Genomic DNA, 23,977 nt, shown 5'->3' on the forward strand with positions numbered 1-23,977 from the left:
GTGGGCATGGAATGACTTGGGAAGCGTTCATGCTGATGTCCTGATGCGAAAAGCCGGATTCATAACCGCTTTTTCACCGGCTGAGGGCGGCGAAAAGACTTTCCAGCTCCTGCTGCACCATCGCCGGATCATCCAAGGTGCTGGCGATCTCCGCCTTCACACACTCTCGCAGCCGTTTCTTCAAACGGTGAACGGCCATGCGGAAAGCTTCGATGTTCAGGCCGCATTCCGCCGCCAGAGCGGCCTGGCCACCGTGAACGCCGTCGCCCGTCAGCAACGGGCAGGCTGCACGGAAGAAGGATTCGCGGCCTTCCTCGACGCATTCGAGCCGCAGAGCGTCCAGGCCGCGTGCCAGCACAGTAACCGCCCATTGTCGGTCGAATTCGGCATCGGGGGAGAGTTGGCGCATGTCCGCCAGTTGAGCCGCTTCTTCGTTTTCCAAAGAAACGTCCTCCTTGCCGCCTCCTCGTTTCAATCGGGCCGCCGATTCGCGATGTCGGGACAGAAAATGTTTCACCGCTCCGAGCAGATAGGCACGAAACCGGCCCCGGTCGCGTTGAGCACCACGAATTGAGCCTCCAGCAAGCATTTCGGCAAAGAAGCTATGGCTCATCTCCTGCGCAGCGTCGGCGTCACGCAGTTCACAGCGCAGATAAGCCAGCAGGGGTTCGTAGTAGGCGTCGCACAGGTCGGCGAGCGCACTGCGGCCCTCGTCAGAGTCTGACTGGGCTGCACAAACGGAGGTCCAGCGCGTGGTGTGAAACGTGCCGGTGCGGGGCGGGGGAGCAGGTGCCAAAGTCATGTCCAACGGGCACAGCGTGCCACATTTGCCTGACGTTTTGGAAGCCAAACCTCACGGGCTGATTTCCCCACACCCTCAAACAGCCTGCCGGCAGGCCTTGATCGTGTTCGCCATGAGCATGGCGATGGTCATGGGCCCGACGCCGCCGGGAACGGGGGTGATCGCGCGGCATTTGGGCGCGACTTCGTCGAAGGCGACGTCGCCGACGAGCTTGTAGCCCTTATCACTGGACGGGTCGTCCACGCGGTTGATGCCGACGTCGATGACAACGGCACCTTCCTTGACGTGCTCCGCCTTGAGGAAATGCGGGCGGCCGATGGCAGCGATGATGATGTCGGCAGTCTTGGTGATCGCGGCGAGATCGCGCGTGCGGGAGTGTGTGACGGTCACGGTGGCGTCGCCGCCTTTGCCCTTGGCCATCAAAAGCAGTGCCATCGGCTTGCCGACGATCATGCTGCGGCCGACCACAACGGCGTGCGCGCCGCTTGTTTCGATCCCGGCATCGATCAGCAGGCGCTGGCAGCCGAGGGGCGTGCAGGGCACGAAGCCGGTGGGGTCCTCCAGGGCCAGTTTGGCGACGTTCACGGGATGGAAGCCGTCCACGTCCTTGGCCGGATCAATCGCTCGCACGATGGCGGCTTCGTCGATGTGTTTAGGTGGCGGGCTTTGCACGAGAATGCCGTGGATGGCCGGGTCATTGTTCAAAGCGTGGACATGCGCGAGCAACTCGTCCTGGGTGGTGGTGGCGGGAAGCTCCAGTTTGACCGAGTGCAGGCCCAGATCGCGACATTTTTTGTCCTTGGAGCGGACGTAGGCGCGGGAAGCAGGATCATCACCGACCAGAACGACGGCGAGGCCTGGTTTGCGTCCTTGGGCGGCCAGATCCGCGATGTCGCGGCGGCATTCTTCGAGGACTTTTTCAGCGACGGCAGTTCCAGAAATCAGAGTCATGCGCCTCGGTGGCGCAGGGAGGGCGGCATTTCAAGCCGCCAGCATCTTCCGGCGGCCGCTCTGCGCCAGCATGGCGGCGAGTTCCGGCATGTAACGGGTGATTTCGTGGGAGAGCATCGACAGCCGCGTCTCGGACTTCCAGTTGCCCTTCAGGCTGCGGTCCGTGTCGGTCATCTCGACCTCGACGAGCGTGGAAAAGACGGCGGAGTCGGCTTGGAGATCAAGTTGCAGGGTCATGATGTGAGGGCAGGTTGGTCGGGCGTGACCAGGACGAGTTCCCCGTCCTTGAGCGCCCATTTGCGTCTTTCCAAAGCACCCGTGTTCAACATGGCATCAATCCCATTGCTCAGAAGCATCCTCGCCGCCTCGGCGGGGCTGCTGCCAAACGTGCCCTTCAAGGTCAGGTCTTCGAGATACTGCTTGATCTGCGGGGTGACCGCGATCGTCAGCGAGAGTGAATCGAAGGTGTTTGAGGGGCGGGCCATCCAATAATAACCGGGTAATAACCCCATTTTAATTCCAACCTGGGCCGATGGTCAAGGTTGGTGTGGGTTTATTTGAGGTTTTTATCCGGTTAAAACCCCTGGTTTAATTAAGTTTTCTTAAATAACTGTGACTTTTCGATGGAAATCAGGCTGTTGGGGCGTTCTGAGCGGCTCATTTTTATGAAAACCCGCTCCATTGCCTCTCTCTCTGCCGTTGCCTTCATGGCTGCCGCCTTCCTGAACCTCCGCGCCGAAACCAAGGGGGATGGTGAGTGGCAAAAATGGTTCGCCGACGGCTCCCTCCAAGGCGGGCAGATCATCAGCGGTCAGGCCACCTACAAGGTGGAAGATGGCGTCCTGGTCGGCACCACCACAGACGGAAGCCCGAACACCTTCCTGGCCATCGGTCCATTCAAGGACTTTGAACTCGAGTTCGACGTGAAGGTGGATGACGAACTCAATTCCGGCGTGCAGGTGCGCAGCCACATCGCCAAGGAAGGCGATCCGGTGCCTGAAGGCAGCAAAAGCGGCAAGCCGAACCCTCCCGGCCGCCTTTTTGGCCCCCAATGCGAGATCGCGATCAATGGCACTGCCGGCGACTTCTACGACGAGGCCCGTCGCGGCACGTGGTGGAGCATTCTCACCAAGACGGAAGCCGTGCGGACTGACGCGGCGAAGGCGGCCTTCAAAAAAGGCGAGTGGAACCACTACCGCATCGTGGTGAAGGGCGACCACTACCAAAGCTTTGTGAATGGCGTGGCGACTGCTGATTTCAGCCAGCCCGGTGATCCTGAAGGCTATATCGGCTTCCAGGTGCACGGCATCAAGAAGGGCAGCGGCCCCTACAGCGTGCGTTGGCGCAATGTGAAGTTCCGCGAGACGAAGTAACCGAGCAGGACAAAGACCAACGACGAGGCCATCACCGTCTGCCAGCGACGCCACCATGGCGTCCAGTGGACGGAGATGGCCTTTGATTTGTCGCCGGCGAGGAGAAGCATCCACTTCGGCGGGGCGGAAGGATCTGCGTCGTCGTGCGTCCAGAGCAGGACGTCGTGGAGGCGGCCTTTGGGCATTTCAAAGACGATTTCCGGCGTCTCACTGCGCCACTGCCAGGACGCTGTGATCAGCGCGTGCGACTGCGTTTCGGTATCGGATGGCAGATAGGCCGCCGGGGCGAAATCTGCCCAGTTTTGATGCTGCGAGAGGCTGGGGGCTGCCAGTTCCGTCAAAGGCAGCAGTTTATCCGCCTGTCGCAGCCGGACCGGGTCCTGCAGTGCTTTTCGCGCCTCCGTTTCATCCGCGATCAGAGGATTGCCGCCAAAGTCTGCGGTGACATCGAGACGCACCTCTGCGTCCGGCAGTAAAGTGAGCTTGGCGCTCAAAAACTCGGCCCCATGTCCCAAAGCACCCAGGGGGTAAGTCAGAATGACGAATGCAGAAATCCGAATGACGAATGAGCGGATGGTCTGGGGCATCTGCGATTCGTCATTCGGGATTTCGGGTGTCGTCATTTCTTGAGGTTCCACCTCAACACACGGCCCCACTTGTTCCATTCGGTTTCGAGGATGTTGCCCTCGTTGTCGAAGGTGATGCCGTGCGGACTCGTCACGATGCCTTGCTGCCAATCTTTGGGCTCAATACCCGGTGTGTTGGTCGGTTTCGGGCTGGTGCCGAGGTCGGCGACGCGCTTGTTGTTCTTGTCCCAGACGCTGACATTGCCGGCGATTTCAGCGACGCACATCAGTTCGCCGTGGAAGCTGGCGGAACTCGGATTGCGCATCTCGGTGGCGATTTCGCCGATGAAATTGCCTGCCAGATCGGTGTGCAGCATGCGCTTGTGGCCGCGGTCGCAGATCATGACGCGGGCGGGTTCAAAGCGTTTGTCGATGAAGATCTTGTGGGCGTTGGCCAGTTTGAGAGGCTCCCCCGGGCCGCCAAAGACGCTCTTGAATTTGCCTTCGCGGCTGAAGACGAAGATGTGGCTCTGTCCGTAGCCATCGACGACATAGATGTCTCCGTTCGGGGCGACGTCGCAGTTGGTGAGCTTGAGGCCCTTGCCGACCTTGTCAGCGGGGAACTCGCTCGTCGGGATGGTCATGAGGACCTTGCCTTCAAGGTCGGTTTTGATCACCTTCTGCTCGCCCAGCACGGCGGCGTAGATGAATTCTCCGTCACCGTATTTGCGGATCACGAACCCATGCAGTGACTGCGGCAGGGGCAACGCCTTGATGAACTTGCCGTCAGTTCCATAGACCTGGATGCCGGCATTCGCTTCCTGGACACTCACATAGACCTTGCCGGTGGAATCCACGGCGATCTCACCATGGCCGTTGCCAATGGTTTCTTTGCCGGGAGGCGGCTGGATGAAGTTCGGGACGAATTCATAGGCCACCTCGGCAGCAGCGCTGCCGGAAAGGGCCATGACGGACAGGAGGGAGAGAATGCGGTTGTTCATCGAAGGGGCGATTCAAACGAACTGGGAACAGGGCGTCAATCGTGCAGATGTGATTTTGACTGGATGATCCTGTCATACAGCAGGAAACTTCCGGGCACCCATCGAGTTCACTTTCCGCTCACTCCATGAAAAAGACCGGCTTCATCTTTCTCGGCGTCGTTGTGCTTGCCATCTCCGCCCTGGCCCTCCGTGCGCAGTCCCAACTGTCCGAATTCGACTCTCGTTTCAAAGCCTTCGACAAAAACAGCGACGGTGTCATCAGCGGTGATGAGATGAACAGCGCGGCCTACCTGAAGCTCCTCGACTCGGACAAGGACGGCACGCTGACTCGTGAGGAGGCGCTTCAGAGTGTGCGCAGGACGCAGAGCCTGGCAGCGAGCATCTCGGAACCAGGCGTTCTGTTCAAGCGGTTGGACAAAAATGCTGATGGCCGGCTTACCGAGGACGAACTGCCGAACAAAAAGTGGTTCAATGGCCTCGATCTCGACAAAGACGGCAGTGTGAGCCAGGACGAGGCTGCAAAGGCGCTGGCTGTGCTGCGCAAACGTGCGAGCGGCAGCAACTTGGCTCCGGAAGATCCCATCCAGCCCGCGAACGAGGATCCATCCTTCAAGGAGGCACCCCAGATCCTCAAAGGCAGTGAGCATGGTGTGGGACGCATGGTCGATGACATCGCCCTGAAGACCGTCGATGGGAAGGACATCAAGCTCAGTCAGGCGTCCGGCAAAAACGGCCTGGTGATCGCCCTTTTCAGCGCAGACTGTCCGATCAGCGGCAAGCTGGCGCCCGAAACCGTGCGTCTGGAGAAGGATCTGGCCGCGGAAGGTGTGAATCTGTTGCTGGTGAACGCTCCTCCCGGCCAAAAGAACGAGCAGGTGGTGAAGTTCGTCGCTGATCACGGCTTCAAAGCGAAGGTTGCGCTTGATGCCGAAGGAATTCTGTCCAGGGCGCTGGCCGCGACGACGACCACGGAGGTGTTTCTGCTCGATGCGTCCCGCACGCTCATCTATCGCGGCGCTTTGAATGACCAATACGGTCTTGGCTACGCGAAAGACGAAGCGAGGCATCATTACCTGCGGAACGCGGTCGCGACGATGATGCGCGGCCAGTCACTCAATGTCTCCGCAACCTCCGCACCGGGCTGTGCGCTCGATTCGTCCACTCAGAGCGCTGCTATGGCCGTCCCGGTGACTTATCATCGGGACATTGCCCGGATCATGCAGGCACACTGCGTCGAATGTCATCACAGCGGTGGGGTCGGGCCCTTCGCTCTCGATACCTACGAGGCGGTGATCGAACACTCCGGAATGATCCGCAAGCAGGTCGAAAGGGGAGCGATGCCACCCTGGTTCGCGGCTCCGCTGGAAGGCGTGGCGCATTCGCCTTGGGCCAATGATCGGTCCTTGTCCAAGCGGGATCGTGACGATCTGCTTGCGTGGCTGGCCTCTGACCGGCCGAAGGGCGATGTCGCCGATGCGCCCAAGCCGCGCACTTTTCCGGGAGAGTGGAGCATCGGCAAGCCCGATGCCATCATCGCTGTCGCTAAGCCGATCTCGATCAAGGCGGAGGGGACCATGCCCTACCAGCATGCGACGGTGACCACGGAGTTTGCTCAAGATCGCTGGGTGCGCGGTTATGAAATACTGCCCTCGGCGCGTGAGGTGGTGCATCACGTCATCGTGAGCGTGTTTGAGAAAGGGCAGAAAGTGCGTGGCGGCGGCGAGGAGGGGGCCGAGGGCTACTGGGCGGCCTATGTGCCGGGGAACACAAAACAGATTTATCCCGAAGGCTTCGCCCGCAAACTGCCAGCCGGCGCCACAGTGCGGTTTCAGATTCATTACACCCCGAACGGCAAGGCGGTTCAGGACACGATGCGTCTGGGCCTGCTGTTCGCCAAGGAGCCGCCAAAGTATGTCGTCCACACCACCGCCCTGCCGAATCCGCGTCTGAACATTCCCGCCGGCCGGGCAAATCACGTCGAGACGGCGCAGCGGAAGCTTCCAGTGGACCTGAACGCGATGGCGTGGATGGCGCACATGCACGTGCGTGGCAAAGCGTTCAAATTCGAGGCCATTTCACCTGAAGGGAAGAGCGAGACGCTGCTCGACATCCCGCGTTACGACTTCAACTGGCAGCTCCGCTACGACTACGCGATGCCGCGTTTTCTGCCACGAGGCACCACCATCAAAATCACCGCCACCTACGACAATAGCGCCGCCAATCCTGCCAATCCCGACCCGGCCAAAAACGTCCGTTGGGGCCAGCAGACCTTCGATGAAATGATGATCGGCTATGTGGAGCACTACACGCCATGGACTGGCAGGTAGTAACTGGATTTCTGTTATTCGTCACGACCGATGATTCTCTCCGCAGTGCATTGGGTCGCGGCCTGCCTGGGTTGAGATGTCGGCCTCATTTTTTCCCGAGAAGCGTCTGCTCCTGAGACCTCAGAGAGTTTAACCGCGTCTCGATCTTGCCGGCCTCGCTGCGAATCTGGCCAGCGCTGCCTTCCGCGACATCCCGTTGCGTCCTGATGCTGAAGCTCGCCTGGGAACGGCCCGCTTCACGGGCGATCTGCTGGTCGTACTCACGCACGAGAGACTCCTGCTGGACTCTCTGGACGGTGAGTCGCTCCAAAGCGCCCTCCAGAAGGGCCATTTCCTTGCGCATGGCGGTCAATCGGGCGTCTGGAATGTTTTCCGGCGGAGTCGATTGATTTGCTGGTTCAAGCCGGGCGGCCAGACGTTTCAAACGCGCGATAATGTCGAAGGACCGCCAGTCAAACTTTGCGAGGAGGGGCGCTGGCATGTCGTGAAGCGGAATCACACCCGCTCCTTCTGAATGCGTCAGGTTCAAGCGATCTCCGTCGAGGGATCCCAGTTTCACATTCCGCAAGGTCCTGCCGCTGCCGAGCTGGATCTCGGGGATCTCAACAGCCCTCCAGGCAGTTTCCGCTCGCTGGAAGTGCTCTTCCACTTTTCTGGCGAGCGCGTTCAAGTCTGAGATGATGGCCTTTGTGTGTGCGTCAGTTGTTTCATGCTTTTGCACCGCTTCATCCACCCGCTTTTGGGCGTGCAGCAGCTTTTGCCGGGACATATCATCCAAGCGTGCGGCGGCCGCCCGGTTGGCGGCCCTTTCCGTCAATGCAGCATGCGTGCGTCGGACGTGCGCAACCTTCAACCGTGTCGTTTCGAGGGCCAGTTTCGCTTTTTCCACCTCATCCACATACCAGAGGCCGGCGGCACCGCCCAGAACAGCCAGCATGACTGCCACCACCCACCACGGCGAAGTTTTCGGGGGCGGCTCTGCCCATGCTTGGGTTCGGTGAAGTGAAGGCCGTCGGCGCATTGATTTGGATTTGCTTCAGCAGAGCAGGGTTCGGACCATGGAGGGCCTCAGGGATCGATCCTGGTCGTGGGTGACTGCAGCTTCTTCAGGGCGGCCAGTGTGGCGGTGCCATCGAGACCGAGTTCGCTTTGCAGTTTATCAGGCAGTTCGGCGAGCGGGACGCTGCTGATGCCATCGGAATGTACAATGCTCACTGAAGACTCGTCGATCTTGCGAAACCGGGCGTCGGCGAGTTTCTTCCCGTTGCGCAGCTCGATGGCGAGGTGCTCGGTGCCCAAAGCCCGGCGTTTCGCCGTTTCGATGGCGTCTGTCAATGTCATCGCGAGCCGGTCGAGTTCGGCTTTGATCTGGCGTTTGCGATGGAGAATGTCGAGCTGCTTCTGTTCCGCAGATGCGAAGCGGGCCTCCGCCAGTCTGAGCGCGTCCCGATTCGCCAGATGGCCGGACTGGACCCGGTTTCTGTGATCGAGCATCTGATGACGGGCCAGCAGGCTTTCCTGAGCCTGTTCGGTCAGCAGCTTGGCATGCTGGAACTCGGTGTTGGCACGATCCACCTTGTCAAAATAGCTGAGGCAGAACGTGCCCAGGATGATGAACAGCAGGACGGCGACTGGCACGATCAGCTTGTTCATGCGATACAGAGGGGCGTTGTTACTTGTGCCGCGCCATGAAGGCTTCGGCCTCCGCCTTCAGTGGTTTGTATTCGTTCTCCAAGGCCTCAAGCTCGCTGGTCTGGCTGACAAGTTGCGCTTCCAGCTCAACAGCCTTCTTTTCCATCACCTCGATCTGTCTTTGGATGGCTGTCTCGTTGATCCGATCAGGCATGGCGCTGATCTTCTGATCGAGTCCGGCGATCTCGGCATGCAGCGCAGCCCGTTCCGCTTCCAGTTTCAGACGCTCCTCATCGAGGATTCGATGCTTGTTGCAGCTTGTGGCGAGCAACACGCAGATCAGACTCACACAAGGAACGAACGAATTTGCTGTCGTGCGCTCGTGTGACAGCCCGGCTGTATTGGGTGAAGGCATGAAACGTAGAGACATCTCATTTCCGGGCGCTGGCGAATTCCAGTTCGATCTCAAGCTTTCTTTTTTCGGCCTTCAGGCTTTCGACCTGGGCCTTATAGACTTGCGCTTGCTGGGCTGCCTGTTGTGCCGCCGCCCAGTACCGTGTCGCCGGAGTTCCACGGGCCTTGGCAATGTCTCCATTGGTGTACTGATCGCTTGCCTGTTGCTGATAGGAGGCGGCGGTGGACTGGGCAGTTGCAATGCTCGACTCAACGGAGGCAATCTTCAGCCGAAGGGCTTTCAGTTTTGCTTCGTCCACTTTGGGCTCTTCTGTGGGGGGGCTGGACGGGGCGGTTCTCGCCACGGTGGTCACGGCCGGCTTCTTTTTGTCATCTTTCGAGGCTGGGTTGCCACTCTCCGCAAACGCCTTCTCTCCATCTGTGAGAGCCGCCAACAATGGCGAGGAGATATAGTCGTATTTTTCCAGCATTTCCGCTGGCAACTGGTCAAGGGGGACGCTGCCAATGCCGTCCGCGTGGGAGAGGGAAGCTCCTGACTCATCCAGTTTGCGAAACTTGACTGACCGGAGGGTCTTGCCATTGGCGAGGGTCAGGTCGCCCACTTCTTTTCCCGGGGCTTCGTTACGGGCACGTTCCACGGCCACTTTGATCGTGGCCGTCATATCGCGGAACTCGCCTTCGATCTTGCGGACACGAGCGTCCAGAACTTCCTTGGCCTTCAGCAGCACAGCGCCCTTTTCCTGTTGTTCGCGGATCTGTGTGGCGCTGTTCTGCAATTCCAGGACAGCCTTCTGGCGCTGGGTCGCGATCTCCTCCAGGCTGGCCAGCTTGGTCTTGGCTTCCTCGTACATGGCATTGGCAGAATCCACCGACGAAAGATAGGATGCTGCATAGCCAATGCCGATGATGGCTGCGACAACGGCGATGAAGAACCAACGACTGTTTTCGAACATAAGCGGGAGGGGTGAATGATTGGTGTATTAACGGAAATGCTTCGCTTTATAGGCGTCCACGCGGGCTCTCAGGCTTTCGACCGTCGCTTCTCCTTCTGCGCAACGGCGGGTCATGTCGCTCAACTGCTTTTCCAACAGCTGATTTGTCGCCGCCAGGGACGCAGTCTGGCGGTCCAGGCCGATTTTTGCAGCCACCGGATCCATGCCATAAGAATGCAAGGTGGCATCCATGGTTTGAATTTCCTGGTTTTTCTTAGCTATCTCGGCCTCCACTTTGGCCTTCTCGCCCATCAACACATTGTGCTTGTTGCATGAACTGGTTAGAAGAATGACCGCGAGTGCTGTGAGGGCTGCTGTGGGTTTCATGGAGATACAGATTAGATCGGAACATGCACGTGGCGTTCTGGCAAGGATAAAACGATTTAGCCGAAAAAAAGTCATGATGTCGCCACATTGACGGTGCAAGAGCCATGCCAGTGGCTAGCATCGTCGCGTGATCGCAATCGCAACGGCCAGTCAGAAGGGAGGGGTGGGGAAGACCACGCTTTGCATCAATCTTGCCTACTCGCTGGCCCGGCGCGGCTGGCGGGTGCTGTTGATCGACACCGACCCGCAAGGCGGCGTCGGTCTGTCGCTGGCGAAAAGCACCAAAGCGCGGGAGGGTTTTCACGAGTTCCTTGTTCGGGGTGGTGATTTGGGGCGCATCGTGGTGTCCACGCGGCTTCCGGAATTGGAGATCGTACCTGCGGGACAGTATGACGTGTGCGCCCGCCAAGGCTGGCCAGTCCATGAACTCCCCGCGCGACTGGCGGATCTGCTGCGAAACGCCGAGCTGCGGGGAGTGGACATTGTGCTGATGGACACGGCAGCTGGCATGAGCAGCACAACGGAAGCTGTGGTGAAAGCTTGTGATTTTGTCATTCTGCCCCAACAAGCCGAGCCGCTGGCGATCCGGAGCGTCCCACACTTGCTTGAGACGCTGGCGCGTTTCCGGGCGGAGGGGGCTGGGGTCCGGGTGGCGGGAATCCTGCTGACCATGGTCATGCGTGAGCAGGAGATGAGCCTGAAAGTAGCCCGGGAACTGCGGGACATGCTGCCGGCGAACCTGATGTTTCAGCAAAGCATTCCGCGTTTGTCTTCCTTCCTTGATGCGAGCGCTCTGGGCGTGCCTGTGGCTTTGACCAAACGCAATCCGCCGCCCGAGGCGCTGATCTTTGACCAGATCGCCGCGGAACTGGAGCAGCGCACCAATCTGGTGAAGGACCGTGAAAAGGATCATGATCATGCAAGTCTCATGGATTGACGCGGAACGCCTGAGGCAGTTGGTGGCGCAGATCGCCCCTGAGCAGGAAAGTGTCAGCGACCTCGGTCGCGAGGCTGGGGCTGGCGCGCGCGGGGATTTCGCGCGTGGCGATTTGAGTGGCGGGAGTTGGCCGGAAGGCAGCTGGCTGGAGCCGGCGGAACCGCTGTCTGAGCAGCCCTCGTTTGTTTCCCTGCCAACTGCCTCGCAGATGGCTCCTGGCACAGACGAGACCGCCGGGGGGCCTGGGCCTGAGGAAGATGGTCCGCCAATGCCAGTGATGCCGTTGAGCCGGATACGTGACAAACTGCGCGCGATCCGTCAACGGGCCTCTGAGGCGGGGATTTTGAGCCGCGCAGGTGATATGGCAAAGACTGAGGCAACGCCGCCTCCGCAGGTGCCGACGGGGGATTCATCGTCCCAACGTGTCGATCCACCCATCAAGCCTGCGGACGAACGCTCATATGGCGCTCCGTTGGCAGCATTCGACCGGCCGCTGCCTCCATTCGAGATCCCGCAGGGCTCGCGTGAGCAACGTCTGGCGGCATTCGCGCGTTGGGCGCTGCAACTGCTCGATGATGATGGCAGCCATGTGCTTGTGATGAACGGAGAAGGCGATGTTCTATGGGGCGGAGAGGCGAAGGCAGGACTGGTCTTGTCCGCCATGATGGCCTGGGGCTCCGCGATGCATGCGACCCCCCTGCCTGCGAGTGGCGTGCCGGGAGTCATGCGCACTTCACTGGCTTCGGGTCATGTTTTGACTGTCGTGCCGTGCGAGACTGCTGATGGCGTCCTCCATGCCGCCGTTGTGGCTTCGAAAGCCATGCCTGAGGCCGCAGCTTCGCTGCTGCAGGGGGCTCTGGCGGCAGCTATTTCTTGAGCAGCACCAGCTCGTTGATGGACCAGTGGTTGGAGGCCCCGCCCCCCTGGGTGATCCGGAGAAAGCGTCCTTTCTGCGGTGCTTTGAAGATGATCTCCGTCACCGAGGAGCCACCACCTTCCGCTGCGGGATTCCATTGCTTGCCATCTTTGGACAGTTCGACTTTGTAGCGTCGTGCGTGATCAGGAGAGTTCCCCTGGCTGTCGATCGCCACCCCCGCGATCTCCGTTTCAGAGGGCAGCTCGACCGTGACCCACTCGCCCCCTTTCATGGGGGCGCCGGTTGACCAGCGCGTCGCGGTGTCATCATCCAGCATCTTGCCGACGTCGCTGGATTTATGACTGGCGCTGGATTTCCAGGCCCTGCGCGGCTCGATCCACGCCAGCTTGGTCTTCAGCCTTTCTTTCAGAGGTGGCGGCGGGCCTGCAAGGAAGTACGTTTCCTTGAGGCGGCCGTCCAGCAGTTGAGATTGATCCGGCTTCAAGGCGGAAGCATAGGCCATCACTTCCGCCACGTGGCCGCTGAACTGGTCGGATGGATTGTCCGTGACACGTCCGATCTGCAGCTTGCTGAATGGTTTGGATGGCGCGGGGGCTTTGGCGGTGGTGCTGGAGGTCCGGCCGTCGGCGTCACGCGTGCGCAGCTCAAGAACTCCGTTGCTGGCATTCCATGTCAGGATCGCGGTGCAGGGGATGCCGCCGTTCACATTGTTGGTCGAGGTCAGGTTCGGCTTGCTGCCACCGTTGCGCACTTCTGCGATGATGGTCTTCTTCTGATCCACCCGCAACGACACGCTGGCACCGTCATCGTTGCTGTAAGTCAGGATCCGCGTCGGCAGACGTGTCGAGTCCGGCTGAAACACCGCGACCAAGGTCAGCCCCTTTTCGCTGCCGGGCACGTCGTTGGCACCAAATGGCATGTTGGGGAGTTCCTTGCCGGGCTTCGCCAGCTCCATGGCGCAGGGCTTCCCGGAACGCGGGCGGAAATCCAGCGCCACGGAGCCGGGTTTCGGTCCGCCGATTCCGGTTGCGGTCGGCCAGTCAACGCGCTTCGGCGCGTGAGCGGTGTTGCCTTGGAAGCAGCGCAAAATGTTGTCATTCCCGCGCTCGGAGATGTCATGCCACTCAATCACCGCCTCATTCGTGTTGGCAGGCGCAGGTTTGCCGTCACCACCTTTGCCGCTGCTCAGGATCCCGGTGTTGCCGACGTAAAACAAAGCGATGCCCTTGTCTGCCGGCGGATACGTCCGGTTCTGGGGAAGCTGGAAAGTGACCTTGGGCGGATCGGACGAGATGATGGAGGTGAGGACAGATGAGGTGGTGCTTTCCCCAGATTCATCGCCGCCGCTGCCTCCGAAGAAGAAACAGCCTCCTGCGAGCAGCAAAACGACGCCTCCTGCCGCAATGGCGATTTTTTTGCCCATCGACAAGCCTTCCCGATGCGGCGGGATGGCGTTCTTGTATCCGGCGGGCAGCCGCTGGTGCGCGGCAGTGTGGGTGCTCGGACGACGCGGTGCCGGAACCAGCGGTGTGGTGATGGCCGCGGTCTCCACCACCGGCTGTGCCTCAGGAATGACCTCCACGGCCACAGCCTCCTGCGCAGGGGGATAGTAGCCCGTCAGCGGAACGGTTCCGGTACCTGGCGGCATGTAGGCCGGCTGCCCGGGCGGCATGTACATCGGCGGTGGCGCGTACATGCCCATCCAGGGGCCGTAAGGGACCATCGTGGGCATCTTTTCCCACGCGCGAAATTCCTCGATGGCCTGCTGTGCGTTGGCGGGGCGGTCATCCGGCTTCTGCGCCATCAGGCGCGCGCACCAAGCTCCCAGCCACTGCGGCACATGTGGGGCGATGACATGCAGCGGCGTCACCACGTGATCGATGTGTTTGTCGATCACATCAGCCATCGACTCGCCGTCAAAGGCCTTCTTGCCCGAAAGCGCCTCGTAAAACACGCAGCCGAGCGAATACAGGTCTGTCCGCTCATCCACCGGCTCACGCGTCAATTGCTCGGGAGCCATGTAATAGATGGAGCCCATCACCGTGCCTTCCTGGTCCTCCGTCTGCTTGCGCGCACGCAGACCGGCGCGGGCCAGGCCAAAGTCGATGATTTTTGCCTGGAGGCGCCCGCCGGGGAGTCGCTCCACCTTGATGTTCTCCGGCTTGATGTCGCGATGCAGGATGTGATGCTGGTGCGCGGAGAGCAGCCCTTCAAGGGTTTGCGAGGCCAGTTCCTTGAAGTCGTCGTAGGGCAGCGGACCACGGGCCACCACATCGGCCAGATCCTCGCCCTGCAGCAATTCCATCACCATGAACAGCCCTTCGTCATCGCTGGCGACATCAAAGATGGTGACGATGTTCGGATTGCGGATGGAGGCCAGCGCGTCGGCCTCACGACGGAGTTCCGCGGCGATGTTGCGGTCCTGCGCCTCTTCCGTGGCTGTCATGAGGCGCTTCACCGCGACCCATCGCTTTAATTGGCTGTCATAAGCACGAAAGACGGCCCCGACGCCGCCTGCGCCGAGCTTTTCATATATCTTGTAGCGTTCCGCCATCCGTCTGAGTCGCGTGAAAAAATGATTCTGGGGAGCAAAGCCCATGGGCCGCCCATTTGGCAAGCGCGATGTTCTGCGAAAATGCCTGGGAGACAGCATTTGCTCCTCTTTGACAAAACGGGGCATGCGGCCAGACTGGCATCCCTTGAAACACGTTCTCTTTGTTTGTACTGGCAACACCTGCCGCAGTCCGCTGGCGGAGGCGATGTTCCGTGAACTCGTCAAAGGACGCGCCGACTACCAGGTCTCCAGCGCGGGAGTGGCCGCGGCGCCAGGAATGCCCGCCAGCAAGCACACAGCGGCCATTTTGAAGGAAAAAGGACTGCACCGGGATGATTTTTGCAGCCGCATGTTGGATGAGGAGATCATGAAGGCGGCGACTCATGTCTTCGCCATGTCCTGCCATCACATCGGTGCCATCGAGGAGGAGTTTCCCCAGCACGCTGACAAGGTCTATCTCGTCTCCGAATTCGCAGCGGATGACGTCCTGCGCGGCAAAGACGTCAGTGATCCCTTCGGCCAGGGCCGCGCCGCCTATGAGGAGACACTGCGCGATCTCGACAAGATGCTCCCCAGCGTGCTTGCGTTCATTGAGCAGACCTGGAAGGAGCCTCCGCCTTGACCTCGTCCACACCTTGCCCGATTGACCCTTTTTCAATGCAAAATCCCGTCCCTCAGACACTCGCCATTGGTTCCGACCACGGCGGCCTCGTGCTCAAAAACGCCATCGCGGCGCACTTGAAGACCGCGGGTTTTGAAGTCGAGGACGTCGGCACGCACACGATGGACAGCGTGGACTACCCGGACTTCGCGGAAATGGTCAGCGAGCGTGTGTTGGACGGCCGCGCGGATGCGGGCATCCTCGTTTGCACCACTGGCATCGGCGTCAGCATCGCCGCGAACCGCCACGCCGGCATCCAAGCCTCCCTCGTGCACGATGTGGAGACCGCGAAGATCACCCGCGAGCACAACGCCTCGAACATTCTCTGCCTCGCGGGCAAAACCACGCCCGAGTCCCTGGCGAAAGACATTGCCACCGCCTGGCTCGCCACCCCCTTTGCTGGAGGCCGTCATGGCCGCCGCGTCGATAAAATGAACACCCAAGCCCACCCCCTCAGCATCCTCGCCTCCGCCGATCCCGCCGTCGCCCACATCATCCAGGGCGAGCAGCAACGCCAGCAGGACCACATCGAGCTCATCGCGAGCGAAAACTTCACCTCCCGCGCCGTGATGGCGGCTCAAGGCAGCTGCCTCACGAACAAATACGCCGAAGGTTATCCCGCGAAACGCTGGTATGGCGGCTGTGAGGAAGTGGACAAAGTCGAGCAACTCGCCATCGACCGCGCGTGCGAGCTCTTCGGTGCGAAATTCGCCAACGTGCAGCCGCATTCCGGCTCGCAGGCCAATGCCGCCGTCTATTTCAGCGTGCTCCAGCCCGGCGACAAAGTTTTGGGCATGAATCTCGCCCACGGTGGCCATCTCACCCACGGCAATCCGGCCAACTTCAGCGGCCGTTTTTACCAGTTCTGCCAATACGGCGTCAGCGCCACCGACGAGCGCATCAACTACGACGAGCTCGCCGAAGTCGCCCTGCGTGAAAAGCCGAAGATGATCACCGCCGGTGCCTCCGCGTATCCGCGCATCATCGACTTCAAAAAGATGAGCGAGATCGCCAAGAGCGTCGGCGCATATCTTTTCGTCGATATGGCCCACATCGCCAGTCTCGTCGCCGGTGGCGCGCATCCCTCGCCGATGGAATACGCCGACTTCGTCACCACCACCACGCACAAGAGCCTGCGTGGCCCGCGTGGCGGCATGATCCTCACGAACAACGAGGAACTCTTCAAAAAGATCCAGAGCCAGGTCTTCCCCGGCGTGCAGGGCGGCCCGCTCATGCATGTCATCGCCGCCAAGGCCGTCTGCTTCGGCGAGTGCCTCAAGCCTGACTTCAAAGCCTACACGCATCAGGTCGTCAAAAACGCCCAGGCTCTCGCCGCCGCACTCATGACCCTCGGCTACCGCATCACCAGCGGCGGCACCGACAACCACCTCATGCTCGTCGATCTGCGTCCGCAGGGCCTCAACGGCAAAATCGCCAGCGAGACCCTCGACAAAGCCGCCATCACCGTGAACAAAAACGGCATCCCCTTCGACACCGAGAAGATCACCCTCGGCGGCGGCATCCGCGTCGGCACCCCCGCCGTCACCACCCGCGGCATGAAAGAAGCCGAGATGACCCAAATCGCCTCGTGGATCGACCGCGCCCTCAAAAACCGCGAAAACGACGCTGTGCTCGCGGAGATCCGCAAAGAGGTGAGCGAGACGAACAAGCGTTTCCCGCTGCCCTGAGTCTTTGTTTCACGTTTCAGGTTCCAAGTTTCAGAACACGCAGCGGGATGTCGAAAGGCATCCCGCATCGTTTTGGTGCCTTGGATCATTTTCCGCCGCCTGCGGACGGCTTCCAGTCACCCGCCTTTGCCTCGCGAATGTCCAGTGCAGCGATGCCTGGACGTGTGAATTCGAGGCGGCGCTGCTTGTAGAGGGCTCCGAGGGCCTGTTTGAAGGCCTTCTTGCTGGCGTCAAAGGTGCTGCGAATCCGCTCCGGCGACGTGTCATCATCGAAATCGAGGCGGCCGCCGTTGTTCTTGAGTGCTTCGAGGATGCGATCCGTCAGCGACGCCACGCGCTGATAACCGGAAGCATCCAGGCTGAGGTCGATCTTGCCGCCAGGATGCACCGCCGCGATGAATCCCTTCACTTTCTGGCCGATCTGCAACGGCGCACCGACGTTTGAGTGGTAAAGCAGACCCAGGTGCGTCCCCTCGACGATCGCATTGTATCCAAGCGGTGTGCGGGCGGTGATGAGAAGCGAAACGGGCTGCTGAAGCCGGAAAGCCGGCCGTTCACGGCTCAGATGGCGGTTCAGCCGCGTTGTGGCGATGATGCGGTCCGTTTTCTCATCCACGAGGATGAAGGCCACCACCATGTCGCCCACTCGCACTGGCTCCGCCTGCTCGCGGAATGGCAGCAGCAGGTCCTTGAGCAGTCCCCAATTCAGGAAGGCGCCAGTGTTGCGATTCACGCTGACGACTTCCAGTGTGGCAAACTCGCCTACAGTGGCGAACGGCTTCTCTGTGGTGGCCACGAGCCGGTCCTCTGAATCGCGATAGACGAAAACCTCCAACACATCGCCGATGCTCGTGCCTTTCGGGATGTAGCGGTTCGGCAGCAGGATCTCGCCATGCTCGCCACCGTCGAGGTAAACGCCGTGAGGAGTGCTGTGCAGCACGGTGAGTGAGTTTTGTCTGCCGATTTGGGCCATGCGTCCCAGACTAGACGCGCCCGGTCATCAATCCAGCGGCTACTTCACCCGCACCGCGACGAGTTTCTCCGCATCACGGGCAAACAGCAGGCCGTCAGCGAATGCGGCGTGGCTTCGGTGGCCGGCGCGGGTGATCTGCGAGCTGCGGACGAGGTCGAATTTTTCGGGCGTGGCTTTGAAGATCCACAGTTCGCCCGATTCACCGTGCAGGAGCAGTTTGTCCCCCACACGGATCATGGTGCCACCCTGGATGCCTTCTGGTGCCTCCCACGCCACTTTGCCATCGGCGACGGCGATGCAGCGCAGTTTCATGCCGCTTTCCTGGCGGCCGTGCAGGCCATAGACGTGACCGTCGTGATAAACCGGCGTCGTGTAGTGACAGTCGAGCGTGTCGAGCTTCTTCCAAAGGCTGGTCAGCTTGCGCTCCGTCTTGTTCCATTGCCACAAACCGGCACCGACATCATACGCGGCGGAAAACAGCAGCTTCCCGTCTCCGCAGGGCACCGGGGCGGCGGCGTTCACGGAGGCATCGATGTCGGCACGGAAGAATTCGTCGCCCAGCACTTTGCCGTCGCTGTTTTGGGTGATGACCACGCCTTTCCGGGTGAAAAAGGCGCTCACACTGGGGTCTTCAGGGAGCAGCACCGGCGATGAATAGCCCGCTTCGTCGTCCGTGGCCTTCCAGACCAGTTTTCCCATGCTCAAGTCGAGTGCGATGATCCCCGCGCTGCCTTTTCCGCCGACGTTGAGCAGCACCTTACCATCCACAACAAGCGGCGAGCACACGCGACCGAAGAAACCCTGGGGAGAATCGAGCTCGGCGACGGTGTCGTAGCGCCAGCGCAGCTCGCCCGTGTCAAAGTCGAGCGCCTCCACGATGCCTTCCGGCCCGTGAGTGACGACTTTTCCTTCCGCAATGCACGGAACCGCCCGCGGGCCATTGTCGAAGCCGAAACTGTCGCGGTAGTTCGTCTTGTAGCTGTGCTTCCAGATCGGTTGTCCATCAGCCGCGCTGAGCGCCTCAGTGGTCATGGCGTCGTCCTGGCGGTAAAAAACGATCACGCGACCTTTGGCGACGACAGCGCCTGCGAACCCCGTTCCGAGGCGGCGCTGCCACACGATCTCCGGTTCCACGTCGCCACGGATTTCCTTTTCATCGACTGCCGTGCTGGTGCGATTCGGGCCGAGAAACTGCGGCCAGTCGCCGGCCTGGAGGGTGGAGACGGCGCAGAAGAACAAAAGGAGGGAGCGCATGGCGGGAGATCAATCAACGAGGGACAGATTGGGATTCACATCTGCCTCCAACGGCGAGGTGTGACCGGCATTGAAACGTTGCACAGCGGCAAAAGCGATCATGCCGGCATTGTCGGTGCAGAGATCAGGCCGTGCGAGCAGCAGTTGCAGTCCTTCCTTGCCACAGCGTGCGGTCAGGGCTTCGCGCAGGCCACGGTTGCAGCTCACACCGCCGCTGACGGTCACGAGTGTTTCACGACTGCGTTTGGCGGCGAGCACGAGCTTCTCCACCAGCACCTCAATGATGGCCGCCTGAACGCTGGCGCAGAGGTTGGTGAGTGTCTGCTCGTTCTGCAGATCGAGTTTGGGCAGCTCATAGAGCACGGCGGTCTTCAATCCGCTGAAGCTGAATTCCAGGCTGGTGCCGTCCAGGAAGCTGCGTGGAAATGCAAAGGCTGCGGGATCGCCTTGGCGGGCCAGTTTGTCGATCTCCGGGCCGCCAGGGTAGGGGAGGCCGATCATTTTGGCCACCTTGTCGAATGCCTCGCCGGCGGCATCATCCCGCGTGCGTCCGAGCAGTTCGTAGCGGCCCGTCTCACGCACATGCACGAGCATCGTGTGACCGCCGCTGACGATCAGTGCGACGCTGGGCCGCACGGGGCCGTTTCCATTCATGAAGGGTGAAAGCAGATGACCTTCCATGTGATTCACGGCGAGAAACGGCTTGTTCTCTGCCACGGCGAGGGCCTTGGCCATCGAGGTGCCGATCAGCAACGAACTGACGAGGCCGGGCCCGCTTGTGGCCGCGAATGCGGCCATGTCGCCCAGTTCTTTGCCGGCATCCGCCAGCACCTGCTCCACCAATGCACGGGCGTGCAGGATGTGATTGCGTGAGGCCACCTCCGGCACGACGCCGCCATACTGGCGATGAATGTCGATCTGCGAGGCGATGCGGCTCGAGATCAACTCACCATCCAACGTGCACACCGCAGCCGCAGTCTCGTCGCAGGAGGACTCAAGGGCGAGCAGGCAGTGCTGGCTGCGGGGTTCAGGAGGCTCGGTGCTGGACATCGGGATGTTGATGAGTCGCTGCGATCCAGATTCAAGCATCCAGTCACCGGCATCCAATAAAAAAGCCGCCGTTCCCCGGTTGGGTAGGGAACGGCGGCGCAGATTCAGTTATTCCTGTCAGATCAGTGCTTGTGGCCTTCCTTGCAGCAAGCCTTGCCGTCTTTCGAGCAGCAGGCGGACTTCGCTTTGGCGTCGCACGTGGCACATTCTTTCTTCGTCGCGCAGGATGCCAGAAGCATCGAGCTGGCTGCGAGGAGAACAGAGGCAATTCGGATCATTGAAGTGATCAGATGTAAGATTGAAAGTCTGCCGCTTTGAACGGCGGATCACTTACTTGCCGGTCTGCATCGGAGGCGGGGGCGGAGGAGGAGTCTGCTGCTGGCAGGAGCTAAGGACGGCGGAAGCCGCGATGAGGGTGAGGATAGCGAGTTTCATATGTGTGGGTGTTAACCAGTTATTTGAGATGCCCATCCACCAGACTCCTGGCAGCGGGATTTTCGAGAGTAACGACAACTTCTGCTTTTGCAAACATCCAAAGTGATTTCTGTGAGAAAACACATAGGGCAGGGGCGCATGAGAGAAACTTGAGAATGCTGGAATGTCAGGAACGTCATCTCAGCCAAAAACACCGGCGGCTCCCAGCCCATATGCGTTTCCAGTGATCTCGCCACCGTCCTCGTCGAAGTAGATTCGCATCGGCCGGCAACAGACTTCGCAGTCGTAGTCCACATCGCATGGCACCTCTTGTGCCGCGGGCGCTGGGACGTCGAACTCTTCAAAACAGCTTGGACATGTCACGGATACAGCATGCATCCGCCTCAGAACGCATCTCGCTCGTCCGTCAGATGTATGATTTTTCACCAGCCTTCATCATGCGGGCAGCCTTTATTTCAAACTCGCGAGAAAGGCGATCAAATCCGCCGCCTCCTGCTCCGTCATCGCTTGCAGCAAGCCTTCCGGCATGAGTGAGGCAGGCAGCACTTTCTGGCTGCGGATCTGGTCCCGCGCAAAAGTCTGCGGCTGGCCCGTGGGTATCTTCAAGGTGACGGCGGCGTCACCTGGATTCACCACAAAGCCTGTTTGAGCTCCACCGTCCTTCAGGGTGAGCATCCACGTTTCGTAGCCCTTTGAGATGACTTTGGAAGGCTGGTGGATGCTTTCGAGAATCTGTTCGCGGCTCAGGCGTGATCCGACCTTGCTCAAATCCGGCCCAAAATCGCGACCGCTGCCATTGATGATGTGGCAGGCAAGGCACGCGGCCATTTTCCCGGTCATGCTGACGAGTTCGGAGCCACGCTTCGCATCGCCCTTCGCGGCGAGCAGCTTCTTCGCATCGAGATTCATGCCGAGCGTCTTCACGCGCTGGTCGTGGGGCAGGAAACCCTCGAAATAGCATGCGATCTCGGGATTCGCATGTTTCGCCAGCGTCGGATCGAAGGTCTCCCCGGCACGATGGAACGCATTGGCTGCAAGCAAGGCGTCGGAGGGAGATTCGACTTTTTCCGGGCCCTCGGTCTCCTGGCCTGCCGCGATCCAATCCCACAGCAGCCGGAAGCCGTCGGGATCGACTTCGCGGGCACCGATCATGGGCATGTGGCCGGTTCCGCTCCGGGCGATGCGGGCCAGCAGCACGCTTTGATGCGGCTTTCCAGGAGCGATGATGCGGGCGTCCGTCAACGACAGGTCACCGCGCACCGGCTTTTCGTCGAGCAGCATGGCCTCTGTCGTGGGGAGATCGGCGTTCACCATCAATTGCACGCTGCCGCCGCCGTGCCGGCGATGGCAGTGGGCGCAGTTCGCGTGGAGCCAGGAACGTGCACGGTCCTCCAGGGAGGCCCTTTCATCGTGGCTGGCGACGAGGCGTGTTTTCAGACGCTCGAAGAACGGGCCGTCAAAGATCGCAGCTTCCTCCGTCTTGCTTCCACCGATGCTGGCGAGTTGATCCGGCTGGAAGCCGATCGTGAAGCCGCTCCAGTTCGTGTGGCAACGGGCACATTCCGCGCGGCCGTGGATGCGCCAGGGCTGTTTTTCAATGGTGAACTCCTCGCCATCGGCACCGACGAGCTGCGCCTCTGTTCCTGTGTCGTTCCAGCGATATGAGTAGCCATTCCACGTCTCGCCATCGAAATGCAGCACCTGCGTTTCGATGCGTTTCTGTTTCAAACTGATCGTTCGTGCCAGCACGGCATCCACCGGCCATTCCACCTTGTAGTTGGGCTTCGCGGGATTGCCGCTCGTCGTGGTTTTGATCTTCTGGCCTTCCGGCAGGGCCACAAACCGTTCTGCACTGGCTCCGTCCTGCCACAGCGGCTCGGTGATTGAAAATGGCAGAACGCCTGCCGCCGCTGTTTGCGATGCTGTGTCGGTGAACAGGCCGGTTTCGCTGAGTTTGCGCGGAAACTCGCTCGGTTTGCCGACAGCGGGATTCCGGGCGAGTCGATAGACACGCGTGTCCTTTTCCCAGTTCATCCAATACAACTCACCATCCCCGCTCTGCCCGAAACTGACAATCTTGTGCGGCGTGTCGGCGATTTCCTCGCGTCGTGTGACTTGCTTGCCATCGTGCCACAGCGCCCAGATCTTGCCCGTTTCATAGTCGCCGTAGATGTAGGCATCGCGCAGTTCGGGAAAGCGGCTGCCGTGGTAAACGTAACCGCCCGTGATGCTCGCAGCCTCGGTGTGCGGATGTGCCGCGACGGGCGGGATGATGTCGCCAGGCCCTTTCAGTTCCGGCATGATCGGCTGGCTGGCCTCCATCGTACTCCACCCATGATTGCCTCCCTTCGGCACGAGGTGAATCATCTCCCACAGCTCCCAGCCGACGTCGCCGCACCAGAGCCGGCCTTTGGGATCAAAACTGATCTTCCACGGATTGCGAAAGCCGAAGGCGTAGATCTCCGGGCGTGCGTTGGGCGTCGCGAGAAACGGATTGTCCTTCGGGATGGCATACGCCTTGCCGTTTTCCTCGTGATCCACGTCGATGCGCAGGATGGAGGAAAGAAAGTCGCTCAAATCCTGCCCGGTCTTCAGCGAATCAGGCGGCGAAGGTGCGGTCGCATCGCCCGTGGTGCAGTAAAGCATGCCATCTGGGCCAAATTGCAGATGTGCGCCATTGTGACCGCCGCTCAACCAGGTGAGCAGCACCGTCTCCGACTTCGGATCGAGCACCGGTGGGTCCTGCTGCGTTAGTTTGAAGCGCGAGAGCTTGCTGCCATCCGGATTCTTGTCGCCCTCGACGTAGGTGATGAAGACGAAGCCGTTCTCACGCCACTGCGGATGAAACGCGATGCCATAGCCGTAGCTGAGCGCCGGATGATCCGGCTTGAGGTCAATCAACAGGTCCTTCTTTGTGGTGTCGGGCGAGTCTTTGAAGGTCCAGATCTTGCCGTTCTTCTCGACCGCCGCGAATCGGCCGGCTCCGGGCACCATCTGCATCTCCAGGCCGTCATTCAGCGCGATCTGTGTGAACACCTGCTCGGGCACATAGGGCTTGGGAGCCTCCGGTGATCCCTGAATGTGCGAGGTGGTCCATTGAGCCTGCGCGGCCAGGGAGAGTGCGGTGAGGTATGCAAAAACGCGGAGCATGCGGCATCATGGA

General features: G+C 60.4%; 23 protein-coding genes. 6 read left to right on the forward strand and 17 right to left on the reverse strand.

Annotated elements, in window-relative coordinates; genetic code table 11:
* Positions 1 to 73 precede the first annotated feature (73 nt).
* From IAE77_RS21735 to IAE77_RS21750, 4 genes are all read right to left on the reverse strand, one after another.
* Positions 74 to 802 carry a sigma-70 family RNA polymerase sigma factor gene (locus IAE77_RS21735; protein ID WP_294231298.1) on the reverse strand — a complete coding sequence of 243 codons (729 nt, stop codon included), beginning with the start codon at positions 800 to 802 and terminating at the stop codon, positions 74 to 76.
* A 75-nt stretch (positions 803 to 877) separates the two neighbouring features.
* Positions 878 to 1,753: a bifunctional methylenetetrahydrofolate dehydrogenase/methenyltetrahydrofolate cyclohydrolase FolD gene (gene folD, locus IAE77_RS21740; RefSeq protein WP_294231300.1), complete on the reverse strand. Its 876-nt coding sequence runs from the start codon at positions 1,751 to 1,753 to the stop codon at positions 878 to 880.
* Between the two features lie 30 nt (positions 1,754 to 1,783).
* The gene (locus tag IAE77_RS21745) at positions 1,784 to 1,990 is read right to left on the reverse strand and encodes a hypothetical protein (RefSeq protein ID WP_294231301.1); all 207 of its coding nucleotides are present in this window, start codon (positions 1,988 to 1,990) and stop codon (positions 1,784 to 1,786) included.
* Positions 1,987 to 2,238 carry a hypothetical protein gene (locus IAE77_RS21750; protein ID WP_294231303.1) on the reverse strand — a complete coding sequence of 84 codons (252 nt, stop codon included), beginning with the start codon at positions 2,236 to 2,238 and terminating at the stop codon, positions 1,987 to 1,989. The genes IAE77_RS21745 and IAE77_RS21750 overlap by 4 nt, the downstream gene beginning before the upstream one ends.
* Positions 2,239 to 2,460: 222 nt before the next feature.
* On the opposite strand from IAE77_RS21750, the gene IAE77_RS21755 reads away from it, so the two are divergent.
* On the forward strand, positions 2,461 to 3,126 hold the full coding sequence (locus IAE77_RS21755; RefSeq protein WP_294231306.1) for a DUF1080 domain-containing protein: 666 nt from the start codon (positions 2,461 to 2,463) through the stop codon (positions 3,124 to 3,126).
* On the opposite strand, the gene IAE77_RS21760 is transcribed toward IAE77_RS21755, so the two are convergent.
* A complete protein-coding gene (locus tag IAE77_RS21760) occupies positions 3,081 to 3,749 on the reverse strand; it encodes a hypothetical protein (RefSeq protein ID WP_294231308.1) in 669 nt (222 codons plus the stop codon). The genes IAE77_RS21755 and IAE77_RS21760 overlap by 46 nt on opposite strands.
* Entirely contained in the window at positions 3,746 to 4,693 is a 948-nt protein-coding gene (locus IAE77_RS21765; protein ID WP_294231310.1) for a 6-bladed beta-propeller, read from the reverse strand. The genes IAE77_RS21760 and IAE77_RS21765 overlap by 4 nt, the downstream gene beginning before the upstream one ends.
* Before the next feature lie 125 nt (positions 4,694 to 4,818).
* On the opposite strand from IAE77_RS21765, the gene IAE77_RS21770 reads away from it, so the two are divergent.
* Positions 4,819 to 7,020 (forward strand): EF-hand domain-containing protein, encoded by a 2,202-nt coding sequence (locus IAE77_RS21770; protein WP_294231312.1) that lies wholly within the window; start codon positions 4,819 to 4,821, stop codon positions 7,018 to 7,020.
* 85 nt (positions 7,021 to 7,105) lie between these two features.
* Here the strand turns inward: IAE77_RS21770 and IAE77_RS21775 are convergent, their stop codons facing one another.
* The 5 genes from IAE77_RS21775 to IAE77_RS21795 form a co-directional block, all read right to left on the reverse strand.
* Complete coding sequence (locus tag IAE77_RS21775; RefSeq protein ID WP_294231314.1) at positions 7,106 to 7,957, reverse strand: hypothetical protein; 852 nt, start codon at positions 7,955 to 7,957, stop codon at positions 7,106 to 7,108.
* A gap of 131 nt (positions 7,958 to 8,088) precedes the next feature.
* Positions 8,089 to 8,673, reverse strand: a complete 585-nt coding sequence (locus tag IAE77_RS21780) for a hypothetical protein (protein ID WP_294231316.1) — start codon at positions 8,671 to 8,673, stop codon at positions 8,089 to 8,091.
* 19 nt (positions 8,674 to 8,692) lie between these two features.
* A complete protein-coding gene (locus IAE77_RS21785) occupies positions 8,693 to 9,067 on the reverse strand; it encodes a hypothetical protein (protein WP_294231318.1) in 375 nt (124 codons plus the stop codon).
* A 16-nt stretch (positions 9,068 to 9,083) separates the two neighbouring features.
* Positions 9,084 to 10,019, reverse strand: coding sequence for a hypothetical protein (locus IAE77_RS21790; protein WP_294231319.1), 936 nt, complete (start codon positions 10,017 to 10,019; stop codon positions 9,084 to 9,086).
* A gap of 27 nt (positions 10,020 to 10,046) precedes the next feature.
* Complete coding sequence (locus tag IAE77_RS21795) at positions 10,047 to 10,385, reverse strand: hypothetical protein (RefSeq protein ID WP_294231321.1); 339 nt, start codon at positions 10,383 to 10,385, stop codon at positions 10,047 to 10,049.
* A 127-nt stretch (positions 10,386 to 10,512) separates the two neighbouring features.
* Between IAE77_RS21795 and IAE77_RS21800 the strand changes: the two genes are divergently transcribed.
* Both IAE77_RS21800 and IAE77_RS21805 read left to right on the forward strand, forming a co-directional pair.
* Positions 10,513 to 11,322 carry a ParA family protein gene (locus tag IAE77_RS21800; protein ID WP_294231323.1) on the forward strand — a complete coding sequence of 270 codons (810 nt, stop codon included), beginning with the start codon at positions 10,513 to 10,515 and terminating at the stop codon, positions 11,320 to 11,322.
* A 361-nt stretch (positions 11,323 to 11,683) separates the two neighbouring features.
* On the forward strand, positions 11,684 to 12,199 hold the full coding sequence (locus IAE77_RS21805; RefSeq protein WP_294231325.1) for a hypothetical protein: 516 nt from the start codon (positions 11,684 to 11,686) through the stop codon (positions 12,197 to 12,199).
* On the opposite strand, the gene IAE77_RS21810 is transcribed toward IAE77_RS21805, so the two are convergent.
* Positions 12,189 to 14,879 carry a protein kinase gene (locus IAE77_RS21810; RefSeq protein WP_345781006.1) on the reverse strand — a complete coding sequence of 897 codons (2,691 nt, stop codon included), beginning with the start codon at positions 14,877 to 14,879 and terminating at the stop codon, positions 12,189 to 12,191. The two genes, IAE77_RS21805 and IAE77_RS21810, sit on opposite strands and share 11 nt — an antisense overlap.
* A gap of 19 nt (positions 14,880 to 14,898) precedes the next feature.
* Here IAE77_RS21810 and IAE77_RS21815 point away from each other — a divergent pair, with 19 nt between their 5' ends.
* Both IAE77_RS21815 and rpiB read left to right on the forward strand, forming a co-directional pair.
* Entirely contained in the window at positions 14,899 to 15,375 is a 477-nt protein-coding gene (locus tag IAE77_RS21815) for a low molecular weight protein arginine phosphatase (RefSeq protein WP_294231327.1), read from the forward strand.
* A 35-nt stretch (positions 15,376 to 15,410) separates the two neighbouring features.
* The gene (gene rpiB, locus IAE77_RS21820) at positions 15,411 to 17,102 is read left to right on the forward strand and encodes a ribose 5-phosphate isomerase B (protein WP_294231329.1); all 1,692 of its coding nucleotides are present in this window, start codon (positions 15,411 to 15,413) and stop codon (positions 17,100 to 17,102) included.
* Between the two features lie 85 nt (positions 17,103 to 17,187).
* Here rpiB and IAE77_RS21825 read toward each other — a convergent pair whose 3' ends face one another.
* From IAE77_RS21825 to IAE77_RS21840, 5 genes are all read right to left on the reverse strand, one after another.
* The gene (locus tag IAE77_RS21825; RefSeq protein ID WP_294231331.1) at positions 17,188 to 18,075 is read right to left on the reverse strand and encodes a S1-like domain-containing RNA-binding protein; all 888 of its coding nucleotides are present in this window, start codon (positions 18,073 to 18,075) and stop codon (positions 17,188 to 17,190) included.
* A gap of 39 nt (positions 18,076 to 18,114) precedes the next feature.
* Entirely contained in the window at positions 18,115 to 19,329 is a 1,215-nt protein-coding gene (locus IAE77_RS21830) for a PQQ-binding-like beta-propeller repeat protein (RefSeq protein ID WP_294231333.1), read from the reverse strand.
* Between the two features lie 9 nt (positions 19,330 to 19,338).
* Positions 19,339 to 20,379, reverse strand: a complete 1,041-nt coding sequence (tsaD, locus tag IAE77_RS21835) for a tRNA (adenosine(37)-N6)-threonylcarbamoyltransferase complex transferase subunit TsaD (RefSeq protein ID WP_294231336.1) — start codon at positions 20,377 to 20,379, stop codon at positions 19,339 to 19,341.
* A gap of 615 nt (positions 20,380 to 20,994) precedes the next feature.
* Positions 20,995 to 21,192 carry a CPXCG motif-containing cysteine-rich protein gene (locus IAE77_RS30960; RefSeq protein ID WP_345781007.1) on the reverse strand — a complete coding sequence of 66 codons (198 nt, stop codon included), beginning with the start codon at positions 21,190 to 21,192 and terminating at the stop codon, positions 20,995 to 20,997.
* A gap of 72 nt (positions 21,193 to 21,264) precedes the next feature.
* Entirely contained in the window at positions 21,265 to 23,964 is a 2,700-nt protein-coding gene (locus IAE77_RS21840) for a PQQ-dependent sugar dehydrogenase (RefSeq protein WP_294231339.1), read from the reverse strand.
* Between the last annotated feature and the right edge of the window lie 13 nt (positions 23,965 to 23,977).

It is taken from the genome of Prosthecobacter sp. (assembly GCF_014879935.1).
In the GTDB taxonomy this organism is placed as follows: domain Bacteria; phylum Verrucomicrobiota; class Verrucomicrobiia; order Verrucomicrobiales; family Verrucomicrobiaceae; genus Prosthecobacter.

Bases quoted from the DNA above. Each gene is read 5' to 3' on its own strand.
- tsaD (WP_294231336.1), bottom strand. From the start codon at position 20,379: ATGTCCAGCACCGAGCCTCCTGAACCCCGCAGCCAGCACTGCCTGCTC.
- IAE77_RS21745 (WP_294231301.1), bottom strand. From the start codon at position 1,990: ATGACCCTGCAACTTGATCTCCAAGCCGACTCCGCCGTCTTTTCCACG.
- IAE77_RS21795 (WP_294231321.1), bottom strand. From the start codon at position 10,385: ATGAAACCCACAGCAGCCCTCACAGCACTCGCGGTCATTCTTCTAACC.
- IAE77_RS21750 (WP_294231303.1), bottom strand. From the start codon at position 2,238: ATGGCCCGCCCCTCAAACACCTTCGATTCACTCTCGCTGACGATCGCG.
- IAE77_RS21790 (WP_294231319.1), bottom strand. From the start codon at position 10,019: ATGTTCGAAAACAGTCGTTGGTTCTTCATCGCCGTTGTCGCAGCCATC.
- IAE77_RS21840 (WP_294231339.1), bottom strand. From the start codon at position 23,964: ATGCTCCGCGTTTTTGCATACCTCACCGCACTCTCCCTGGCCGCGCAG.
- IAE77_RS21775 (WP_294231314.1), bottom strand. From the start codon at position 7,957: ATGCTGGCTGTTCTGGGCGGTGCCGCCGGCCTCTGGTATGTGGATGAG.
- IAE77_RS21785 (WP_294231318.1), bottom strand. From the start codon at position 9,067: ATGCCTTCACCCAATACAGCCGGGCTGTCACACGAGCGCACGACAGCA.
- folD (WP_294231300.1), bottom strand. From the start codon at position 1,753: ATGACTCTGATTTCTGGAACTGCCGTCGCTGAAAAAGTCCTCGAAGAA.
- rpiB (WP_294231329.1), top strand. From the start codon at position 15,411: ATGCAAAATCCCGTCCCTCAGACACTCGCCATTGGTTCCGACCACGGC.
- IAE77_RS30960 (WP_345781007.1), bottom strand. From the start codon at position 21,192: ATGCATGCTGTATCCGTGACATGTCCAAGCTGTTTTGAAGAGTTCGAC.
- IAE77_RS21810 (WP_345781006.1), bottom strand. From the start codon at position 14,879: ATGCCCCGTTTTGTCAAAGAGGAGCAAATGCTGTCTCCCAGGCATTTT.
- IAE77_RS21770 (WP_294231312.1), top strand. From the start codon at position 4,819: ATGAAAAAGACCGGCTTCATCTTTCTCGGCGTCGTTGTGCTTGCCATC.
- IAE77_RS21825 (WP_294231331.1), bottom strand. From the start codon at position 18,075: ATGGCCCAAATCGGCAGACAAAACTCACTCACCGTGCTGCACAGCACT.
- IAE77_RS21755 (WP_294231306.1), top strand. From the start codon at position 2,461: ATGGCTGCCGCCTTCCTGAACCTCCGCGCCGAAACCAAGGGGGATGGT.
- IAE77_RS21830 (WP_294231333.1), bottom strand. From the start codon at position 19,329: ATGCGCTCCCTCCTTTTGTTCTTCTGCGCCGTCTCCACCCTCCAGGCC.
- IAE77_RS21735 (WP_294231298.1), bottom strand. From the start codon at position 802: ATGACTTTGGCACCTGCTCCCCCGCCCCGCACCGGCACGTTTCACACC.
- IAE77_RS21760 (WP_294231308.1), bottom strand. From the start codon at position 3,749: ATGACGACACCCGAAATCCCGAATGACGAATCGCAGATGCCCCAGACC.
- IAE77_RS21765 (WP_294231310.1), bottom strand. From the start codon at position 4,693: ATGAACAACCGCATTCTCTCCCTCCTGTCCGTCATGGCCCTTTCCGGC.
- IAE77_RS21780 (WP_294231316.1), bottom strand. From the start codon at position 8,673: ATGAACAAGCTGATCGTGCCAGTCGCCGTCCTGCTGTTCATCATCCTG.
- IAE77_RS21805 (WP_294231325.1), top strand. From the start codon at position 11,684: ATGGCAAAGACTGAGGCAACGCCGCCTCCGCAGGTGCCGACGGGGGAT.